Origin of the sequence: Streptomyces sp. NBC_00984 (genome assembly GCF_045162475.1) — a bacterium.
In the GTDB taxonomy this organism is placed as follows: domain Bacteria; phylum Actinomycetota; class Actinomycetes; order Streptomycetales; family Streptomycetaceae; genus Streptomyces.
On record NZ_CP108734.1, the window covers coordinates 8,583,197 to 8,599,087 of the forward strand.

Annotated in this window: 11 protein-coding genes and 7 pseudogenes; 10 read left to right on the forward strand and 8 right to left on the reverse strand. The window is 67.3% G+C overall.

Annotation, left to right across the window (positions count from 1 at the left end; genetic code table 11):
- Nucleotides 1–16: 16 nt before the first annotated feature.
- Entirely contained in the window at nt 17–409 is a 393-nt protein-coding gene (locus tag OG520_RS38280; protein ID WP_331737243.1) for a transposase, read from the reverse strand.
- A gap of 290 nt (nt 410–699) precedes the next feature.
- Here OG520_RS38280 and OG520_RS38285 point away from each other — a divergent pair, with 290 nt between their 5' ends.
- Nucleotides 700–1,143 carry a hypothetical protein gene (locus OG520_RS38285; protein WP_406016201.1) on the forward strand — a complete coding sequence of 148 codons (444 nt, stop codon included), beginning with the start codon at nt 700–702 and terminating at the stop codon, nt 1,141–1,143.
- Between the two features lie 95 nt (nt 1,144–1,238).
- On the opposite strand, the gene OG520_RS38290 is transcribed toward OG520_RS38285, so the two are convergent.
- From OG520_RS38290 to OG520_RS38305, 4 genes and pseudogenes are all read right to left on the reverse strand, one after another.
- Entirely contained in the window at nt 1,239–1,427 is a 189-nt protein-coding gene (locus OG520_RS38290; RefSeq protein ID WP_406016202.1) for a hypothetical protein, read from the reverse strand.
- A 493-nt stretch (nt 1,428–1,920) separates the two neighbouring features.
- Nucleotides 1,921–3,564: an alpha/beta hydrolase gene (locus OG520_RS38295; protein WP_406016203.1), complete on the reverse strand. Its 1,644-nt coding sequence runs from the start codon at nt 3,562–3,564 to the stop codon at nt 1,921–1,923.
- A 287-nt stretch (nt 3,565–3,851) separates the two neighbouring features.
- Nucleotides 3,852–4,055 (reverse strand): hypothetical protein, encoded by a 204-nt coding sequence (locus tag OG520_RS38300; RefSeq protein WP_406016204.1) that lies wholly within the window; start codon nt 4,053–4,055, stop codon nt 3,852–3,854.
- A 79-nt stretch (nt 4,056–4,134) separates the two neighbouring features.
- Nucleotides 4,135–4,272, reverse strand: a pseudogene (locus OG520_RS38305) (transposase); the annotation flags it as partial.
- 151 nt (nt 4,273–4,423) lie between these two features.
- On the opposite strand from OG520_RS38305, the gene OG520_RS38310 reads away from it, so the two are divergent.
- On the forward strand, nt 4,424–5,089 hold the full coding sequence (locus OG520_RS38310; RefSeq protein WP_399337836.1) for a nitroreductase: 666 nt from the start codon (nt 4,424–4,426) through the stop codon (nt 5,087–5,089).
- A 414-nt stretch (nt 5,090–5,503) separates the two neighbouring features.
- Here the strand turns inward: OG520_RS38310 and OG520_RS38315 are convergent.
- Nucleotides 5,504–5,677, reverse strand: a pseudogene (locus OG520_RS38315) (AraC family transcriptional regulator); the annotation flags it as partial.
- On the opposite strand from OG520_RS38315, the pseudogene OG520_RS38320 reads away from it, so the two are divergent.
- The 6 genes and pseudogenes from OG520_RS38320 to OG520_RS38345 all read left to right on the forward strand — a co-directional run.
- Nucleotides 5,678–5,977: pseudogene (locus tag OG520_RS38320) on the forward strand (MBL fold metallo-hydrolase); the annotation flags it as partial. It lies immediately after the preceding pseudogene.
- 154 nt (nt 5,978–6,131) lie between these two features.
- Nucleotides 6,132–6,465: pseudogene (locus tag OG520_RS38325) on the forward strand (MFS transporter); the annotation flags it as partial.
- Nucleotides 6,466–6,783: 318 nt separating this feature from the next.
- A complete protein-coding gene (locus OG520_RS38330) occupies nt 6,784–8,487 on the forward strand; it encodes an amidohydrolase (RefSeq protein WP_406016205.1) in 1,704 nt (567 codons plus the stop codon).
- A 31-nt stretch (nt 8,488–8,518) separates the two neighbouring features.
- Complete coding sequence (locus OG520_RS38335; protein WP_406016206.1) at nt 8,519–9,292, forward strand: LuxR C-terminal-related transcriptional regulator; 774 nt, start codon at nt 8,519–8,521, stop codon at nt 9,290–9,292.
- Between the two features lie 50 nt (nt 9,293–9,342).
- A pseudogene (locus tag OG520_RS38340) lies at nt 9,343–9,729 on the forward strand (transcriptional regulator); the annotation flags it as partial.
- 113 nt (nt 9,730–9,842) lie between these two features.
- Nucleotides 9,843–11,168 (forward strand): annotated as a pseudogene (locus OG520_RS38345) (NF041680 family putative transposase); the annotation flags it as partial.
- Between the two features lies 1 nt (nt 11,169).
- On the opposite strand, the gene OG520_RS38350 reads toward OG520_RS38345, so the two are convergent.
- Nucleotides 11,170–12,708 carry a transposase gene (locus OG520_RS38350; protein WP_406016207.1) on the reverse strand — a complete coding sequence of 513 codons (1,539 nt, stop codon included), beginning with the start codon at nt 12,706–12,708 and terminating at the stop codon, nt 11,170–11,172.
- 97 nt (nt 12,709–12,805) lie between these two features.
- On the opposite strand from OG520_RS38350, the pseudogene OG520_RS38355 reads away from it, so the two are divergent.
- Together OG520_RS38355 and OG520_RS38360 are read left to right on the forward strand one after the other, a co-directional pair.
- Nucleotides 12,806–12,949, forward strand: a pseudogene (locus tag OG520_RS38355) (transposase); the annotation flags it as partial.
- A gap of 822 nt (nt 12,950–13,771) precedes the next feature.
- Nucleotides 13,772–14,470, forward strand: coding sequence for a reverse transcriptase domain-containing protein (locus tag OG520_RS38360; RefSeq protein WP_406016208.1), 699 nt, complete (start codon nt 13,772–13,774; stop codon nt 14,468–14,470).
- A gap of 24 nt (nt 14,471–14,494) precedes the next feature.
- Here the strand turns inward: OG520_RS38360 and OG520_RS38365 are convergent.
- Nucleotides 14,495–15,747, reverse strand: a protein-coding gene (locus OG520_RS38365) for an IS3 family transposase (protein ID WP_406016209.1) whose coding sequence is annotated in 2 segments (ribosomal slippage) — nt 14,495–15,465 and nt 15,465–15,747 — 1,254 coding nt in all. Because the reading frame shifts where the segments join, the coding sequence is not laid out codon by codon here.
- Nucleotides 15,748–15,891 lie beyond the last annotated feature (144 nt).

Below are 15,891 nucleotides of genomic sequence, written 5' to 3' on the forward strand. Positions count from 1 at the left end.
GGTGCGACGGCATGCTTCAGTCCGCGCTCTCGGAGAGCAGTTCCAAGAGCGCGTTGGCTTTTCCCATGACCTCCAGCGCGGCGTCCCGGCGGGCCACGTCCTTCTCCAGCCGTGCGACCTTCTTGCGCAGCCTTTCCAGTTCGGCCTGCTCAGCGGCCTTCTTTGGTCGCACCGCCGAGGTCCGCCGGTCAGCCAGGGCGTCCAGCGCGCCGGCTTCCCGAGCCTGGCGCCACTCGACTACGTGCGAGTGGTACAGCCGCTCACGCCGCAAGATGGCGCCCTTCTCGCCGGAAGGGGCGGCGTCGTACTCGGCAACGATCCGCAGTTTGTACTCCGCGGAAAACGTCCGCCGCTTCGGCTTCGGCGCCGGATCGTCACCGGAGGCGGGTATCGGGGTAGTGCTGGCCATGCTGAGGGGTCTCCTGTCTCGCCCATCCAGACTAACCCGATATACCGGGCGTCTCAGTCGAGACTGTCAGAGAGGGCGGTCGGGGCATCCATCGCCATACCTCCGGGTCGGACGCAGAGGGCAAGAGTGCTTCGGCGTGGTCGGTGGACAACGGCACGAGGCGGACAGTGTCACCGAGGAAAGAGTTGTTGTTCACCGCAACACAGTAGTGCCAGCGATTACCACAGACCTGTCGGATCAGAGACAGGTACGGACCTTTTCGTTTGACCTCGTCTCCGTCAGAGGTGGGGATGGAGCAGGCGGCAATGGAGCAGGCGGTTTTCGAATCCGTCAAGTACTCCGCTGTGTGCCAGGACTGCGGTGCGGAGCTGGAGTGCTGGGGAGTGCAGGCCCTGGTGGACGGCCGGTTGCGATGGGACGTTGAGTCAACCTGTTCCGCCTGTGGATTTGCGGTAGCCGTGTGCGGTGGCGACGTGCCGGTCGAACGGCGGGATCAGATGCTCTCCGAGCACGGACCCGCGAGGCTGCAGGTGAGCAGTGCGCCGGCGAAGAGCGTCGCCATCATGCGCGTGCTGCGGGCTGAACTCGGCATTGACCTGATGAACGCCAAGGCTGTGCTGCGCCGCGTGCTGGACGGTGATTACTCAGGGACGCTTCCCGAGAGGGAATACCTGGCCCGCACGCTTCGGGAGTCCGGCATCGCTGCTGCCGCCAGCCGCTCTCAAGACGTCTGATCCGGTGCCTCCGTGACAGTTCGCCTGGGCTTGGTGCCCTTCTGTGGTGAGCGGGCCGGCTGTATGCCTCGCCGGTAGCGAGGATGCGGTCCACGTCATGCCGGGTGGCCGGGAGGTGGTTCTTCGAGCCCTTCGACCTCGGCCTGGTGCTGGTGCTGGTGCTGGTGCTGTTCCTGGTCGTGGCGGGCGGTGACTTCCGCGCCCTGGGCCGCCGACCCCGAGGACATGCGCGAGCGGTACGAGATCTGGCGCCCGTGCGGCAGTCCGCGCACGACCAGCGGCATGAAGGCGTGGGCACTGGACGCCCACACCCTGCGCCCGCTGCGAGGAAGCCGCCCAGCCGTGGATCGAGTGCCTCGCCGCCGATGCCGCCCGCCCCCTCGCCACCGACGTCAGCTCGGACGCCGCGCACTGCGCCCGCAGCCGTGCCACCGAACTGGCCGCCGCCCAGCAGCAGGCCCGCTTCGACGCGTACGTCCCCGACACCCTGCGCAGAACCGACCTCGACACCCCCGTCACGGCCGATGCCTGACGGGCTCTCCGCGGCGTCGCGGCCTTCACACATGACGGAGGCCGCGACGGGAGCCCGAGCGACCACGTACGAACCGTCGTCTGCGTCACCTGCGTCCGCTGGATCAGGAATCTCACGCAACGGCCCACTCGTTCGTCTGAGCCGATAGCTCAGCCGGTCGCATTCACCAGGGAGGGCGGGACCCCGACGCGGGGTCCCGCCCCCATCTTCAACGGGTCATGCGGAAATGGACCACGCGACCGGGCTCAGAAACGGTCCGGGACACGCTGCGGGAGCGGAGACCCGGGGAGCGCGTCCCGCTTCTGGTTCTTGCGTGCCTCCGCGTTCGCGTCGGCCGTCGCCCTGCAAGCCACGTCCTTCGCCGGGAGCTTGCCGGTGAGCAGGTAGGCGGTGACCGTGCCGTCCGTGCACGCGTTGCCGTTCGGGTAGACGCCATGGCCCTCGCCGCCGAGGACAGTGACCATTTTCGAGCCCTTCAGGTCGGCGTGCAGGGCCTGACCGCTGGGCAGCGGAGTCTGCGAGTCCCACTCGTTCTGGACGACCAGGGAACCGACCCTGTTGTTCACCTTGGTTGCCGGTTCCACGGACTTGTCCCAGAATGCACAGGGCTTGATGCTGGACGCAAAGTCACCGTAGAGCGGGTAGCGGCGCTTGTCTTCGATGGCGTCCTGCCGGTAGCTCTCAGGATCGCGGGACCACGCGGCCGAATTGTCGCCGCACACCACGGCCCAGAAGCTCGCCGTCATGTTGTCGGACGGCACCTCGGCGGCATCGGAGGCGCCTGAAGTCCCGGTCCCCTCCGATCCGGCGAACGCCGCGAGCTTCTTCGCGGAGGCGGGCTCGCCAGCCGCGGCACTCTTCAACTCCACGATCCCCTCGGTGGCGTACTCCGGGCTGAAGACCGCCCCACGCATACCACTCCGGATGTCATCACCGGTGATCGGCTGCCCATCTATCTCGATGGGCTTCTCGTCTGCCTGCGCGACCAGGTCCCAGAAGGTCCGGGCGACCTGCTTCGGGGTGTCACCGAGGCCGTACTTCTCTGAACGCTCGGCGGCCCACTCGGTCCACCGGACGAACGCGGGCTCGGCACCCTCCGCCCACCACTGGATCATCCCTCGCCAGGCGCGCGCCGGATCGACCGCGCTGTCCAGCACGAACCGGTCGGTCCGGCCCGGGAAGAGCTGGGTGTAGACGGCGCCCAGGTAGGTGCCGTACGAGTAACCCACGTACGAGATCTTCTTCTCACCGAGGATCGCCCGGAGCAGATCCATGTCGCGTGCGGTGTTGCGCGTGGTGATGTGCGGGAGCACGTCGCCCGCCTTCTCCTTGCACTTTTTCGCAACATCGCGTGCCCAGGCGACGTCCTTGTCGAACGTCTCCTCCTTGTACGGCCGCAGCCAGTTCTCCTCCTCCGGCTCCAGATCGCAGGAAACCGGGCTGCTCTGCCCAACACCGCGCGGGTCGAAGCCGATGAAGTCGTACTTCTGCCGTGCGGACTCGGGGAGCCTCTCCTGCATCCCCAGTGGCATGTAGAGCCCCTCTCCCCCCGGGCCGCCGGGGTTGGAGAACAGGACACCGTGCCGCTTGTCGGGCGCGGTGCTCTTGATCCGGGATATGGCTAAGTCGATCCGCTTGCCTCCAGGAACCCGGTAGTCCAGCGGAACCTTGATCGTGGCGCACTCGAACTCCGCCGGAGAGGCGGCTTCGCACCGCTTCCACTGCGGCTTCTGCTTCACATACCGGTTCAGCGTGCCCGTGGCGGCGGACGAGGAGGCGGTCGACGGGGTGGTGGCCGGAGCGGCGGTGGCCGTCGAGGTGGCGAGCGCGGGAGCCAGCGTTGCCGTGACACTCACGGCCAACAGGGGCGCGAGACGTCGTCTGCGCACGATATCGATCCTTCCGGTAAGAACGTTCGGACAGGAAAGATCTTTCAGGAACCCGCCACGCATGCGGATCCCTCGCCGGGCTGCACCTTTCCTCCACCCTGGGGATGACGCAACAGCCGTGGATGGTACCCGAGTTGTAGGGGGCGGATCGCCCTCATTGATTCATCAGCCGATCGGGTGTCACCCCGGCGACCCGACAATTCGGCCCCTGTGCCGAACTCGGTCCTGAGGAGAACAACCCCCTCGACGTCGACCAACCCGCCCGCCGCTAAGCACTGTCCTGGCGATCACGAGCGGAGCCAGATCATGAGGGCTGCGGCGGTAACGGTGCCGAGGTAGACGTAGGCGCGTTTGTCGTATCCAGTGGCCGCGCGGAAGTTCTTCAGCCGGTGGATCGCCCGCTCGACGGTGTTGCGCTTCTTGTACCGCTCCTTGTCGAAGCCGGGTGGCCGGCCACCCGGCACTGCCGCGCCTGCGGCGGCCGGTCGCATCCGCCTGGACCCGCTGAAGCCGCAGCTCTCAAGTGCCGTCCGCCGGCCAGCGGCGATGTGGCTCGTGCACCGTTTTCTACGGGCCGTAGCGCTCCGACAGATCGCGCCACTGCATACCAGTCCGGATCCGGTAAAGCACACCGTTGATCACCTGTCGATGGTCCCGCCACCGCCCACAAGGCCCATTGCTCATGGGCAGGAGTGGCTGAAGCCGCATCCACTGAGCATCAGTCAGATCACCTCTACGATCCACTGTCCCGGCAACGACTCAACTGCCCGTCAGGAGACTGCCAGTGCCGGGTGATGGTCGGCGCTGACCGTTGAATACGGTTGAGGTGGTTTGTTGTTGAGCGAGAGGGCGAGAGAACGTGGATGTGTACGAAGCCGTGGACAGTCGCCGGGCCGTGCGGGCGTTCAGCGACGCGCCGGTACCCATGGAGATGCTTGAACGAGTGCTGTCTGCAGCTACGCGAGCTCCGTCAAGCGGGAACCTCCAGCCGTGGCAAGTGTACGTCGTAACCGGCGATCCCTTGGCCGAACTGAAGAGGCGCGCGACGGCCAGGGCACTGGCCGGAGACCCGGGTGATGAGCGGGAGTACCCGATGTACCCCGCCGACCTGACCTCTCCGTATCTGGACCGTTTCTCCGCCGCGGCCGCCCAGCGTTACGCAGCGCTGGGAATCGAGCGCGACGACCCCGAGAGGCCCAAGAAGATCGCCACCTTGAACTCGGAGGCGTTCGGGGCACCAGTCGTACTGTTCTGCTACCTCGACCGCGCGATGGGGCCCGGACAGTGGGGAGACGCGGGGATGTACTTGCAGACGGTCATGCTGTTGCTACGGGCGGAAGGGCTGCACAGCTGCCCCCAGGTGATGTGGACGATGTATCGCAAGACCGTCACCCAGACAGTCGGAGCCGATGATGGGCTCGCACTGTTCTGCGGTGTCGCAGTCGGATTCGAGAAGGAGGGCGTGCCGCATCTGCGTACTGGGCGGGCGGACATGACAGAAACAGTGAGCTTCATCGGAGTGTGACCGCTAGGCAGTCAAGATCCGCAGGACAGCGCCTACGCCATACCCGGCAACCGCTGCGTCCCAGCATGGCATCGACCTGTAACCCGAGCTGCTCCTGGGCATGCAGCTCGTCATGGGGTGCTTGGGAGGACCGCAGGCACAGCGCAGCATCCTCACGGTCAGGGGCAGGTGGCCTTGGTTTCGATCTGGGACGTCGGGAACCTGGAATCAGCTTCGGATGTCTCTCCACGAGGGGGCCGATGGCATTTCGGGCCGTGCGTGCGAGTTGGGGAGCCGCCTTCGCGCACCTGCCGAATCTCGGCTGCGGACGGGAACGGGAAGCGGTGTGGAATTCGACCAACCGACTGTGCACGCGACTGCGGATGCCGTTTCACGATGACTGTGGGAGCCGTTGCCTGACCAAGTCTCCGATTGTCAGTTTGTTCGTTCTGACGTCAGTTGAGGGTCTGTGGCGGAAGAGGATCGCCCCGCGGCCTGCGCTCGGTACCGCCCTGGTGTAGTGCCGAACTCCCTCTCGAAGGCGTGGGAAATTGCGTACGGGCTGCCGTAGCCGACTCGGCCGGCGATGGTGGCCAGGGTTTCCTGGGTCCCGGCTCGTCCGTGCTGCGACTTGCATCCGGGAGCGACCGGGCGGTCTTCGTCGGAGATCTGCTGCACAGCCCGGTGCAGATTCTTGATCCCTGCTGCAACAGCAACGCCTGCCTGGCCCCGGAACAAGCAGTGGCCAGTCGCCGTCGGATTCTCGGGCGGGCGGCTGATGAACGGGAACTGCTCGTCCCCGGGCACTTCGGTGGTGCGGGTGCCCTGGAAGTCCGACGGGACAGCGCTGGATTCGTCCTCGGCCCATGGGCGGCAACCGACCCGAAGGAGAGTGCGTCCGCCTCGGAGGAGCCTTGGCCCCACCCCGCCCACCGCCCGCGAGGCCCTCACCGCCTCGGCGGACGGCGCGACCTGGCTCAGCCTGTCGGAGTCCACGGGCTGAGCCAGGTGGATCCGGCATCCCGCACGGAACTACCCACCCCCGGTCTGGAGGCCGTCCCTCATGACGCGCACGTCGACCGACCGGCCCGCGCAGCCAGAGCGAGCGGGCCCTCGTGCCGGTGCTCGCCTTCGTGGGCATCGTGGTCTCGGTGATGCAGACCCTGCTCGTCCCGGTGATCAAAGACCTCCCGCAACTGCTGGGCACCGAGCCGGGCAACGCGACCTGGGCCATCACCTCGACCCTGCTCTCCGGTGCCGTCGCCACGCCGATCATGGGCCGCCTTGACGACCTCCACGGCAAGCGCCGCATGCTGATTCTCAGCCTCGCGGTGATGGTCGTCGGCGCGCTCGTAAGCGCCCTCACCAGCGACCGGCTAGCCGAGGTGAGCCGGAGGAGGCGGCGCTCACCGAGCCGCTCACCAAGTGCTCGCTGCGCCAGCGTCGAGCAGCGGCTTCATCTGCTGACAGCGGGGCTGCTTGTTCTGCTTGAGCCAGCGGATGAGTTACATGTGCGCCGGGCAAGCCTCCGCTATGTCTCCGGCAACCGCGTTCCCGAAGCCCGACGCGATCCGGAGCACACGGCATCAGCCGGCCACTACGAGAGTGCGTATCGGTGGGATGACCGATGTGCGGGGGGTGAGGGCGTGGCCATAGTCCTTGGGAGATCGTTCGCGGGTGGCCATGGTGCACCCGATCTTTGAAAGGACCCTTCTGTGGACAAGTATGCGGATCTGGTGTTTCTCGGTGGGCGGGTGGTCACGGTCGATGCCGAGTTCTCCGTCGCCTCGGCCCTGGCGGTGACCGGCGGGGTCATCAGTGCCGTCGGTGGGCGGGACGATGTCGCGCCGCTCGTCGGACCCGGCACCCGCGTCGTCGACCTGCGGGGGGCGACACTGCTTCCCGGTATCAACGATTCCCATCTGCACGGATGCGCCTTCGGCATGGCGACGCCGCCGCTCTCCCTCGATCTCGGCCATCCCGCTGTTTCCTGCCTCGCGGACGTGGCCGAGGTGGTACGGGAGGCCGTCGGGCGGGTTCCGGGTGGGCAGTGGATCACGGGGCACGGCTGGGACCCCGGCTACCTCGACGAGTGCGTCTCCGATGCGTCGCGGCTGCCCTCTCGGCGCGACCTCGACGCCGTGAGCCCGGACCACCCCGTCGTCCTGTACTCCTTCTCCGGGCACGCCACCTGGGTCAACTCCAAGGCACTGGAACTCATAGGGATCGACCGGCACACCGTAGCGCCGCCCGGCGGAGCCATCGTCGTGGACGAAGCCGGGGAGCCGACCGGGCTGCTCCACGAGGGGGCCCAGGCACTTGTCCAGAACGCGCTGCCGCCGCTCAGCCGGCAGGAGCGGACCGACGCGATCCGGTCGACCCTCACCACGCTCGCCCGCCTCGGCGTGACCAGTTACACCGAACCCGGGCTCGGCCCCGGCGGCGACGGCATCATGCGGGGCGCGCTCGGTGCGGAGACCCTCGACGTCTACCGTCGGCTGCTGACCGACGGCGAACTGACCGCCCGCCTCGGCGTCCTGCTCCTGCCCACCGGCATGGCCAGCACCGCCGAGGAGTTCACCCGGACCCTCGTCGCCCTCGGCGATTCCGGCGATGCCGATCCGCGCCGCCTCGCGATCCTCGGGGTCAAGATCTTCGCCGACGGCATCGTGCCCAACAAGACGGCCTGGATGCACGAACCGTACGTCGGCGGCGGCTGCGGCTCCCTGTGTGTCGGCGGCGAGACCGACGCCCAGCGGACCGCCGAGATCGACGCCATCATCCGGTATGCCCACGCCGCCGGGCACCAGCTGGGCGTGCACGTCACTGGCGACCGGGCCATCGACACCGTCGCGGACGCCTTCGCCGCGGCCATGGCGGAGCATCCGCGGCCCGACGCTCGCCACTACGTCATCCACGGCGACTTCCTCACCGCACACAGCATGAAGGTGCTGGCCGCACATGGCTTCGGCGTCAACATGAACCCCACCATCAAGTGGACCGTCGCCGACATGGAGGAGGAATTCGTCGGCGCCGGACGGGCCGCGTACGCATGGCCCTACCGTGATGCCATCGACGCCGGCGTGCGGGTCGCGAGCGGGTCCGACGCCCCCGTCACGTACCCGGACTGGCGCCAGGGCGTCGCCACCATGCTGCTGCGCGAGTCGAAGGCCGCCGGCCGGGTCAGCGGCCCCGAGCAGTGCATCGGCCTGGCCGAGGCGATCCGTACGTACACGATCGACGCGGCCTGGCAGGACTTCGCCGACGACTGGAAGGGCTCCCTGGAGCCGGGCAAGGTCGCCGATCTCTGTGTGCTCGACGGAGACCTGCTCACCGCCGACCCTCACGACATCCCGGAGATGCCTGTCGTCCTCACTGTCATGGACGGGCGGGTCGTGCACGACACGCTTCGCGATTGACGTATTCCGGGCGCGTGATCATCCTTGGACGATGGCAGCGGAGCAGATTACGGCGAACATCCTGGACGCGGCCGTCCACGTCCGCGAGGCCGCCAGGAGCGCCACGAGCGGCGTGACCGGCGTCGACACGGTCCTGGCGGCGCTGTCAGAGGTGATGGAGTACGACCACGCTTCTCTGACCCGGTGGGACCCGCTACGCAGGCGCCACACCACCCTCGCCGGGAGCTACCCGGACGAAGCCACGGCCTACATCGAGACCCGTCTCCATCACGATCCGATGTTTTCCGTGCTCCGCAGTCCGGCCCGAGGCGGTCTCTGGCTCAGGGACGTCCCCTGGCAGCTCCTGGCTGCGTCCCCGGGCTTCCAGGAGGTGTTGTGTCCGCTCGGCATCGAGGACGGCGTGGCCCAGTGCCTTTTCGCCGCCGACGGCCGGTACGTCGGCATGCTGAACGTCAGCACCCGCAGGCCGCGGCGCACGCCCGATCCGGCGCGCGCCGTGGTCACCCTGCTCACCGAGTCCCTCGCCGCGGCCGTCGGCCCCTGGGCGGGCCCGCCGCCCGGGGAGATCGCCGCAGCCGGCCCCGCCGTGGACGCGCGGCGGCCTGGCGGACTCTCACCACGGGAGCTCCAGGTGCTGGCCGAGCTGACCGCCGGCCGCACCAACCGGGAGATCGGCGAGCGGCTGCACATCACGCCGCGCACCGTAGGGACCCACATCGAGCACATCCTCGCCAAGCTCGACCTCCCCAACCGTGCGGCTGCCGCCGCCCGAGCCGCCGCCTGGGGAATCGAACCCTCCCGCTGACGCGAGCCCTGCGGCGCAGAACGCTTGGACCGCGGGCGTTTCCCTGCGGCGCCGACATCCACCTGAAGCACGCCCGACAGCTCGGCGATCAAGTCGCGCGCGAGGGCGTTTATCTGGGCACCGCGTTCGGCCCGGACCCGGTCCGGATCCACGAAGTGTCCGTCGCCGCCAGCTTCGGCCACGACCACGTCGACCGCGCCCTGCGCGTGGCTACCGAGTGGAAGCCGCCCGCTGATCTGCCGGCCGAGCACCGCAGCGGTTTCTGCATCGAGCCGGCCCGCGCGCAGGATTGGTCCGGGCTCCAGGCGGATGCGTTCGAGAGCCCCAAGGTGGCCCGTGTGGCGGCTCCGGAGCACACCCGCGAGCACCCGTGGGCGTGTGAAGCAGCCGGCATCCTGCGGCGGTTCCACCGCGCCGATGCTGAGCTTGTCGTTTAACCTCGCTTGTCACCCGACCGGCTGATCTGCGGTTCTTCCCGCGGCAGCGGACGCGGCCGTTCTCCACGCTTCGAGATGTCGAGTAACGAAACACGAGAGAACGGCCGCCGTGTATGAGTCTCCCCATCCCAGGGCCAGCAGGCGAGGCATTGGGCCTCTTGTCCCGCTTTCGGGTCGAGTTTTATGAGTGCCTTTACGCCCGCGCGGATGCACTCTTCGAGCTCACAGACGCGGTGCTGTGCGCGGACGGGCGGTGAAGGCCCTGGTCGAACTGTCGCTGGCGGTCGAGCACCAGCGTGGGCACGGCGCCCTGTACGCGGCGTTGGACCGGGGCTGGGCCGAGCCGGCCCGGTTACGGCGGACACTGGCGGGCCTGTCGCTGCCGAAGGCAGCCGACGGGCGCATCGTGCTGGCCGTGGACGTGAGCAACTGGCTCCGTCCCGACGCCCCGACCAGCGACGACCGCCTGTTCTGCCACGTCTACGGATGTGGCGCCCGCAGCAAGGACCAGTTCGTGCCGGGCTGGCCGTATTCCTTCGTCGCCGCGCTGGAGACCGGCCGCAACTCCTGGGTCGCCCTGCTGGACGCCGTGCGCCTTGGTCCCGCCGACGACGCGACCGTGGTCACGGCCGACCAACTCCGCGGCACCGTTGAGCGGTTGATGCAAGCCGGACAGTGGGAGCCCGGGGATCCGAGATCCTGATCGTCATGGACTCAGGCTACGACGTCACCTACCTCTCCCACGCACTGAAGGACCTGCCCGCCGTGCTGCTCGGGCGTCTGCGCTCGGACCGTGTCATGCTCCGCGACCCGGGCGAGGCCCCCTCCGGGCCCAGGGGCGGGCGTCCGCGCCGGCACGGCGGCGTCCTTGCCCTGGCCCGGCCCGAGACCTGGCACAACCCCGAGGTGACCACCTCCACGGACACCACCCGCTATGGCACCGCTGAGACGATGGCCTGGGACCGCATGCACCCCCGGCTCACCCACCGCGGCCCTGGCTGACCCACACAAACGATGAACTCCCAGTACTGCACGGCACGTTGATCCGACTCAGGGTCGAGCACCTGCCGGGCGATCGCGACCCCAAACCAGTCTGGCTGTGGTGCTCGGCCACCACCGCCACACCGGCGGACGTGGACCGCTGGTGGCAGTCGTTCCTCCGCAGGTTCGATCTCGAACACACCTTCCGGCTGATGAAGCAGACCCTCGGCTGGACCGCTCCGAAGGTCCGCCACGCGGACACCGCCGACCTGTGGACCTGGCTGATCGTCGCGGCCCACACCCAACTCCGCCTCGCACGTCCCCTCGCCGAGGACCTCCGCCGCCCCTGGGAACGGCCCGCCGAACCCCGCCGCCTCACCCCCGCCCGGGTCCGTCGCGGGTTTCGCAACGTCCACGCGGCCACAGCGAGGCTGTCGCACGGATCCTGCCCGGTGAAAGTCAAGAGCGATTCTTGGGCGTGTGATTAATGAGCTTGTTGAGGTTGTGCACCGTGCCGAGGAGCTTGATCTCGGCGTCCACCGCGTGGCGGCCGCGGTAGTTGAGGTGTCGTCCGAATCGTTGGAAGATCTGGGCGAATCCCGGCTCGACCAGGGCACTTCGTTGACGGTACTGGGTCTGTCCTGTTGGGGTGGCGAGGCGGGCCGCCATGTCCTGCTGGCCGGCAGGGGCCTGCTGACGTTTCGCGGGAAAGCCTGCCTGGTCGGCATCGCTGGTGACCGAGACCAGTAACGGGAGATCGGCGAGGGCCTCGAAGGACGCGGCGGAAGCGTACCCGCTGTCAGCGAGCCAGAGTTGGATGTCGCCGGGAAGCCGTGTGGCCTGGTGATTGTGCTGGGTCTTCTTCACCATCGGAACGAGGGCCGTCCTGTCCGAGGGATTGTCGTGCGCTTCGATGGCCAGCAAGAGTTGACGGCGGGCGCACACGATCTGGATGTTGTATCCCTGCAGGTAGCCACCGCGTTTGCCGGGAATCAGTCGAGAGTCGGGATCGCTCAGGCAGGCACGGGACGCCGGGGAGGGGGCCGGTCGGGGTGCGTGGGCCCGCTCCAGCCAGGCCCGCATCTTCACCAGTCGTGTTCGCTGGCGAACGAGGACGGTCTTGTGCTCCATCGGGACCGGCGGCCGTCCGTTCGCTCCACGACGTCCTGCCGCCCGGTCCTCTCGGACACGGAACTCATACTTCTTCAGCTTCTCCTGGTGAGCCTCGGTCTCGGTGGCCAGGCGCTTCTCCGCGCGGGCCACCATCCGCTCGGCGGCTTCGACCTTGATCCGGATCTCGGTAGGTGAAGGCATAGCCCGTTCATGCAGTCTGTCCCTGGCCGTGTGTGCGCGGGTGAGCCGGTCGCACAGCCGGGACAGACGAGGCCAGTCATCGCCCGGGTCCTCGCCATCGCCCTGTACTGCCGAGCCGTCGGCTTCGACGCTCAGCGCGTGGTCGACTGCATCCTCCATCAGCGTGTGGATCTCTTTCTCGCATTGGGAGATGGTCCCCTCCAGGCGCTGGAGCCGCTGGTTGGCGTCGCGTGAGGCATTCGCCTCCAGCGGTGAGCCGTCCACGGCCACCGCCGAAAGATCAACCAGGCCACGTCGGCCACACAGCGACAACACCTGGACGAACAGCGAGTTCAAGGCGGCACGGTGGCGTCGTACGAACCGCGCGACGGTGGAGTGGTCCACTCGGCGGTTCGCTGTGATGATTCGGCAGCCCACGTCGTCCCAGCAAGCCTGCTCGATGCGACGGGAGGAGCGCACTCCCTTGCTGTAGCAGTACAGGAGCAACGCAATCAGGCTTGCGGGAGAGTAGGCCACCCCGCCCCGCCCGTCGTCACGGTAGCTGTTCTCGAACTCCGATAGATCAAGACAATCGACGACGTCGAGCACCTTCCAGCACAGGTGCTCGGGCGGCAGCCACTCCCGTACATCCCGCGACATCTCAAGATCACGTTCACGGTCGCACGACAAGAAGTTCCGCTCCACCGGCCAAGAATCCGACGTCTTCCTGATCCTCGGAACCGAACAACGAATCGCTCTTGACTTTCACCGGGCAGGATCCGTGCGACAGCCTCCAGCCCGCCCGGCAGCCGCACCAAAACCGTCCCGGCCAGGGCCCGGCAGGCCACCCGGCTCGAAGAACAAACACCGAGCCAAACGCCACGACGTCGGCAAGACGGTCAAACGCGCCGCGTCGATCAAGGAACACAAAGCGCAGCAAGGTTAAACGCCAAGCGTACGTCCAGCAGTCCGGGCGTCACCGCAGCTCAGAAGGGATGTGGGGATGTAACCGGACGTCAAGCTCAGGACAGCCAGCCGGTGTGAGTCCGGTCCGGGGAGACGCTAGGGTCCCCGGTAGCTGACTCCCGGCGTCGCTCGAAATGGTGGCGTCGAAGTGGAGTGACAAGCGCTCTCCGGGGGCGTGCAACCGACCAGTCCGCAACATGAAGTGAAGCCTGCAGCGTCGTCATTTAACCCCCGCTCCGCTTGGGGCGGGCCAAGGAGGAGCCGAGCCTGTGCTTGTTTGGCGAAGGCCACGGAAGACGATCTCGGACCTGGAGCGGTCGTTGAAGAACCTCCCGGCGTAAGGGGCGTGGAATGGTTGGAAGGTTGTTCTGGGAACTGGAGAGAGCCTCCTCGGCCCCGGGTTTGCGGCCCGGGAAGCGTGGCCTTCCTATAACCGGCAGAACCGGGAAATGGCAGGTTGCCGAGAGGCGGTCGGAGGGGGTCGTAGTAGTGGTGATCGGCGGGTCAACACAACCCGCTGGGAGCGAAGGGCCCCTGCTTCATCGATGTGATTCGCGAACAGGGAGGGACCCGGATGAGTGCCGTTTCGGCTAGTTCCATCCGCCGGGAGGAAAGCGCCGCGGGACCGGGCCGCCGTCCTCTGGACAAGGTCCGAGCCCTGCAACGGGCGCTTTACCGCTGTGCCAAGCAAGAGCCCGAACGCCGGTTTCATGCCCTGTATGGCCATGTCCACCGCTTGGACGTTCTTCGGCGGGCATGGGCCGGTGTGTGCGCAAACCGAGGCGCCCCTGGCGTGGACGGTATGACCGTCGACGCGGTGGAAACCTCGGGGGTGGATGCATTCCTCCAGGACCTTTCGCAGAAACTGCGGATGTATACGTATCGTCCGTCAGTGTTGCGGCGGGTCCAGATTCCCAAACCGGGGAGGCCTGGGGAGTTCCGGCCGCTTTCGATCCCCACCGTGGCGGACCGTGTGGTGATGACGGCTGCGAAACTGGTCCTTGAACCAGTATTCGAGGCTCAGTTCACCGAGGCGAGCTACGGATTCCGGCCCAAACGGTCCGCGATCGACGCCTGCGAGGCAGTGCGTGTCGCGGCGAACCAGCGGCGGGAGTGGGTGTTCGAGGCCGACATCCGGGACTGCTTCGGCACGATCGACCATGAGGCGCTGATGGCCCAGGTGGCCCGGCGTGTGGTGGACCGGCCGATGCTGAAGCTGATCCGGGCCTGGCTGAGGATGGGAGTTCTGGAGGGCGGGGTGACGTCCCCGACCGGGGCGGGAACCCCGCAGGGATCACCGATTTCCCCGTTGCTGGCGAATGTCGCGCTGCACGTTCTCGATGAGGCGTGGCAGCGCGAGGGCCGCCAATTGGGGACGCTGGTGAGGTACTGCGATGATTTCGTGGTCCTGTCGCCGACCAACCAACGGGCAGAACAGGCCCGTGAGTTAGCGGCACGAATGCTGGAAAGACTCGGTATGCGGTTGCACCCCGAGAAGTGAACCGTTCCGGGTTCGATAGAGACTTCAGATTGTGGTTGTGACCTGGGGTTTGGTGGTTGCGCGGTAGTAGTTGGTCTCGTATTCGGCGGGGGGGATGTGCCCTATTTCACCGTGGAGCCGACGGTGGCAGTACCAGTCGATCCACTCGGCGGTGGCGAGTTCAACCTGGGAAAGCGTTCGCCAGGGCCGTCCGGGCTTGATCAGTTCGGTCTTGAACAGGCCGATCGTGGACTCCATGAGGGCGTTGTCGTAGGCGTCACCGACCGAGCCGATCGAGGCCGCGATGCCGGCGGCGTCCAGGTGCTCGGCGAGCCGGAAACTCGTATATTGCGACCCGGCATCGGAGTGATGTATCAACTCGCCTGCTCGGTGCGGGTGTTCGTCGCGGTCGCGTTGCCACAGAGCCATGTCCAGGGCGTCCAGGACGAGCGTGGTCTGCTTCGACGTGGCGGCGGACCAGCCGACGATCCGGCGGGAGAAGGTGTCCACGACGAAGGCGACGTATACCACTCCTGACCAGGTGCTGATGTGGGTGAAGTCGGCAACCCAGCAGCGGTTCGGGGCCGGCGCGACGAAGTTGCGGTCCAGCAGGTCCGGTGCCCGCTCGACGGAACTGTCCGGGATCGTGGTGATGATCTTCTTTCCGCGGACGGCACCGGTGACGCCGAGCTCGCGCATGAGGCGCTTGACGGTGCACCGGGCCACGACGTGGCCCTGGCGGTGCAGCTCACGCCAGACCTTCCTGGCCCCGTAGACACGGTAGTTGCCCTCGAAGATCTGCTGGATGAGCGGCTTCAGCTCGGCGTCGCGGACAGTGCGGGCGGACGGGGCCTGGAGGCGCTTGCGGTGGGCGTAATAGGTGGAAGGGGCGATCTTGCAATCGTGCTCGGTGAGCACGCGGCAGATCGGCTCGACACCGCCGAAGCGGGCCCGGTGCTCGTCGATGAACGCTACGAGCGTGTGTGTGGCCGGTCGAGCTCGGCCGCGAAGAAAGACGCCGCCGCCTTCAAGATGTCGTTCGCCCGCTTCAGCTCGGCGATCTCCTTCTTCATCGCCTTGATCTGCGCGGACTCCTCCGTGGTCGTCCCCGGACGCTTCCCGGAGTCGACCTCGTCGCGCTTCACCCAGTTCCGCAGGGTCTCGGCCGAACCGATGCCCAGCTTCTGGGCGACCGCCCGCAGAGCGGCCGACTCGTTCGGGTAGTCACCACGGACCTCGGCGACCATACGGACCGCTCGTTTGCGCAGCTCAACGGGATAGGAGGAGGGACGTGCCATGACTCAATCCTTTCACGGAATCGAGTCTCTATCGAACCCGGAACGGTTCAAAGACCGGCATCGTCTGCCTCACCCGAGGCGGGCAAGGATTCGATTTCCTCGGCTTCCACCACCGGAAGAGGGAATCGTGGAAATGGCGGGGCA

Excerpts from the sequence above, each read along its gene's own strand:
- OG520_RS38290 (WP_406016202.1), bottom strand. The coding sequence starts at position 1,427 with ATGCCGCTGGTCGTGCGCGGACTGCCGCACGGGCGCCAGATCTCGTAC.
- OG520_RS38335 (WP_406016206.1), top strand. The coding sequence starts at position 8,519 with ATGGCAGCGGAGCAGATTACGGCGAACATCCTGGACGCGGCCGTCCAC.
- OG520_RS38360 (WP_406016208.1), top strand. The coding sequence starts at position 13,772 with ATGACCGTCGACGCGGTGGAAACCTCGGGGGTGGATGCATTCCTCCAG.
- OG520_RS38280 (WP_331737243.1), bottom strand. The coding sequence starts at position 409 with ATGGCCAGCACTACCCCGATACCCGCCTCCGGTGACGATCCGGCGCCG.
- OG520_RS38300 (WP_406016204.1), bottom strand. The coding sequence starts at position 4,055 with ATGCGACCGGCCGCCGCAGGCGCGGCAGTGCCGGGTGGCCGGCCACCC.
- OG520_RS38285 (WP_406016201.1), top strand. The coding sequence starts at position 700 with ATGGAGCAGGCGGCAATGGAGCAGGCGGTTTTCGAATCCGTCAAGTAC.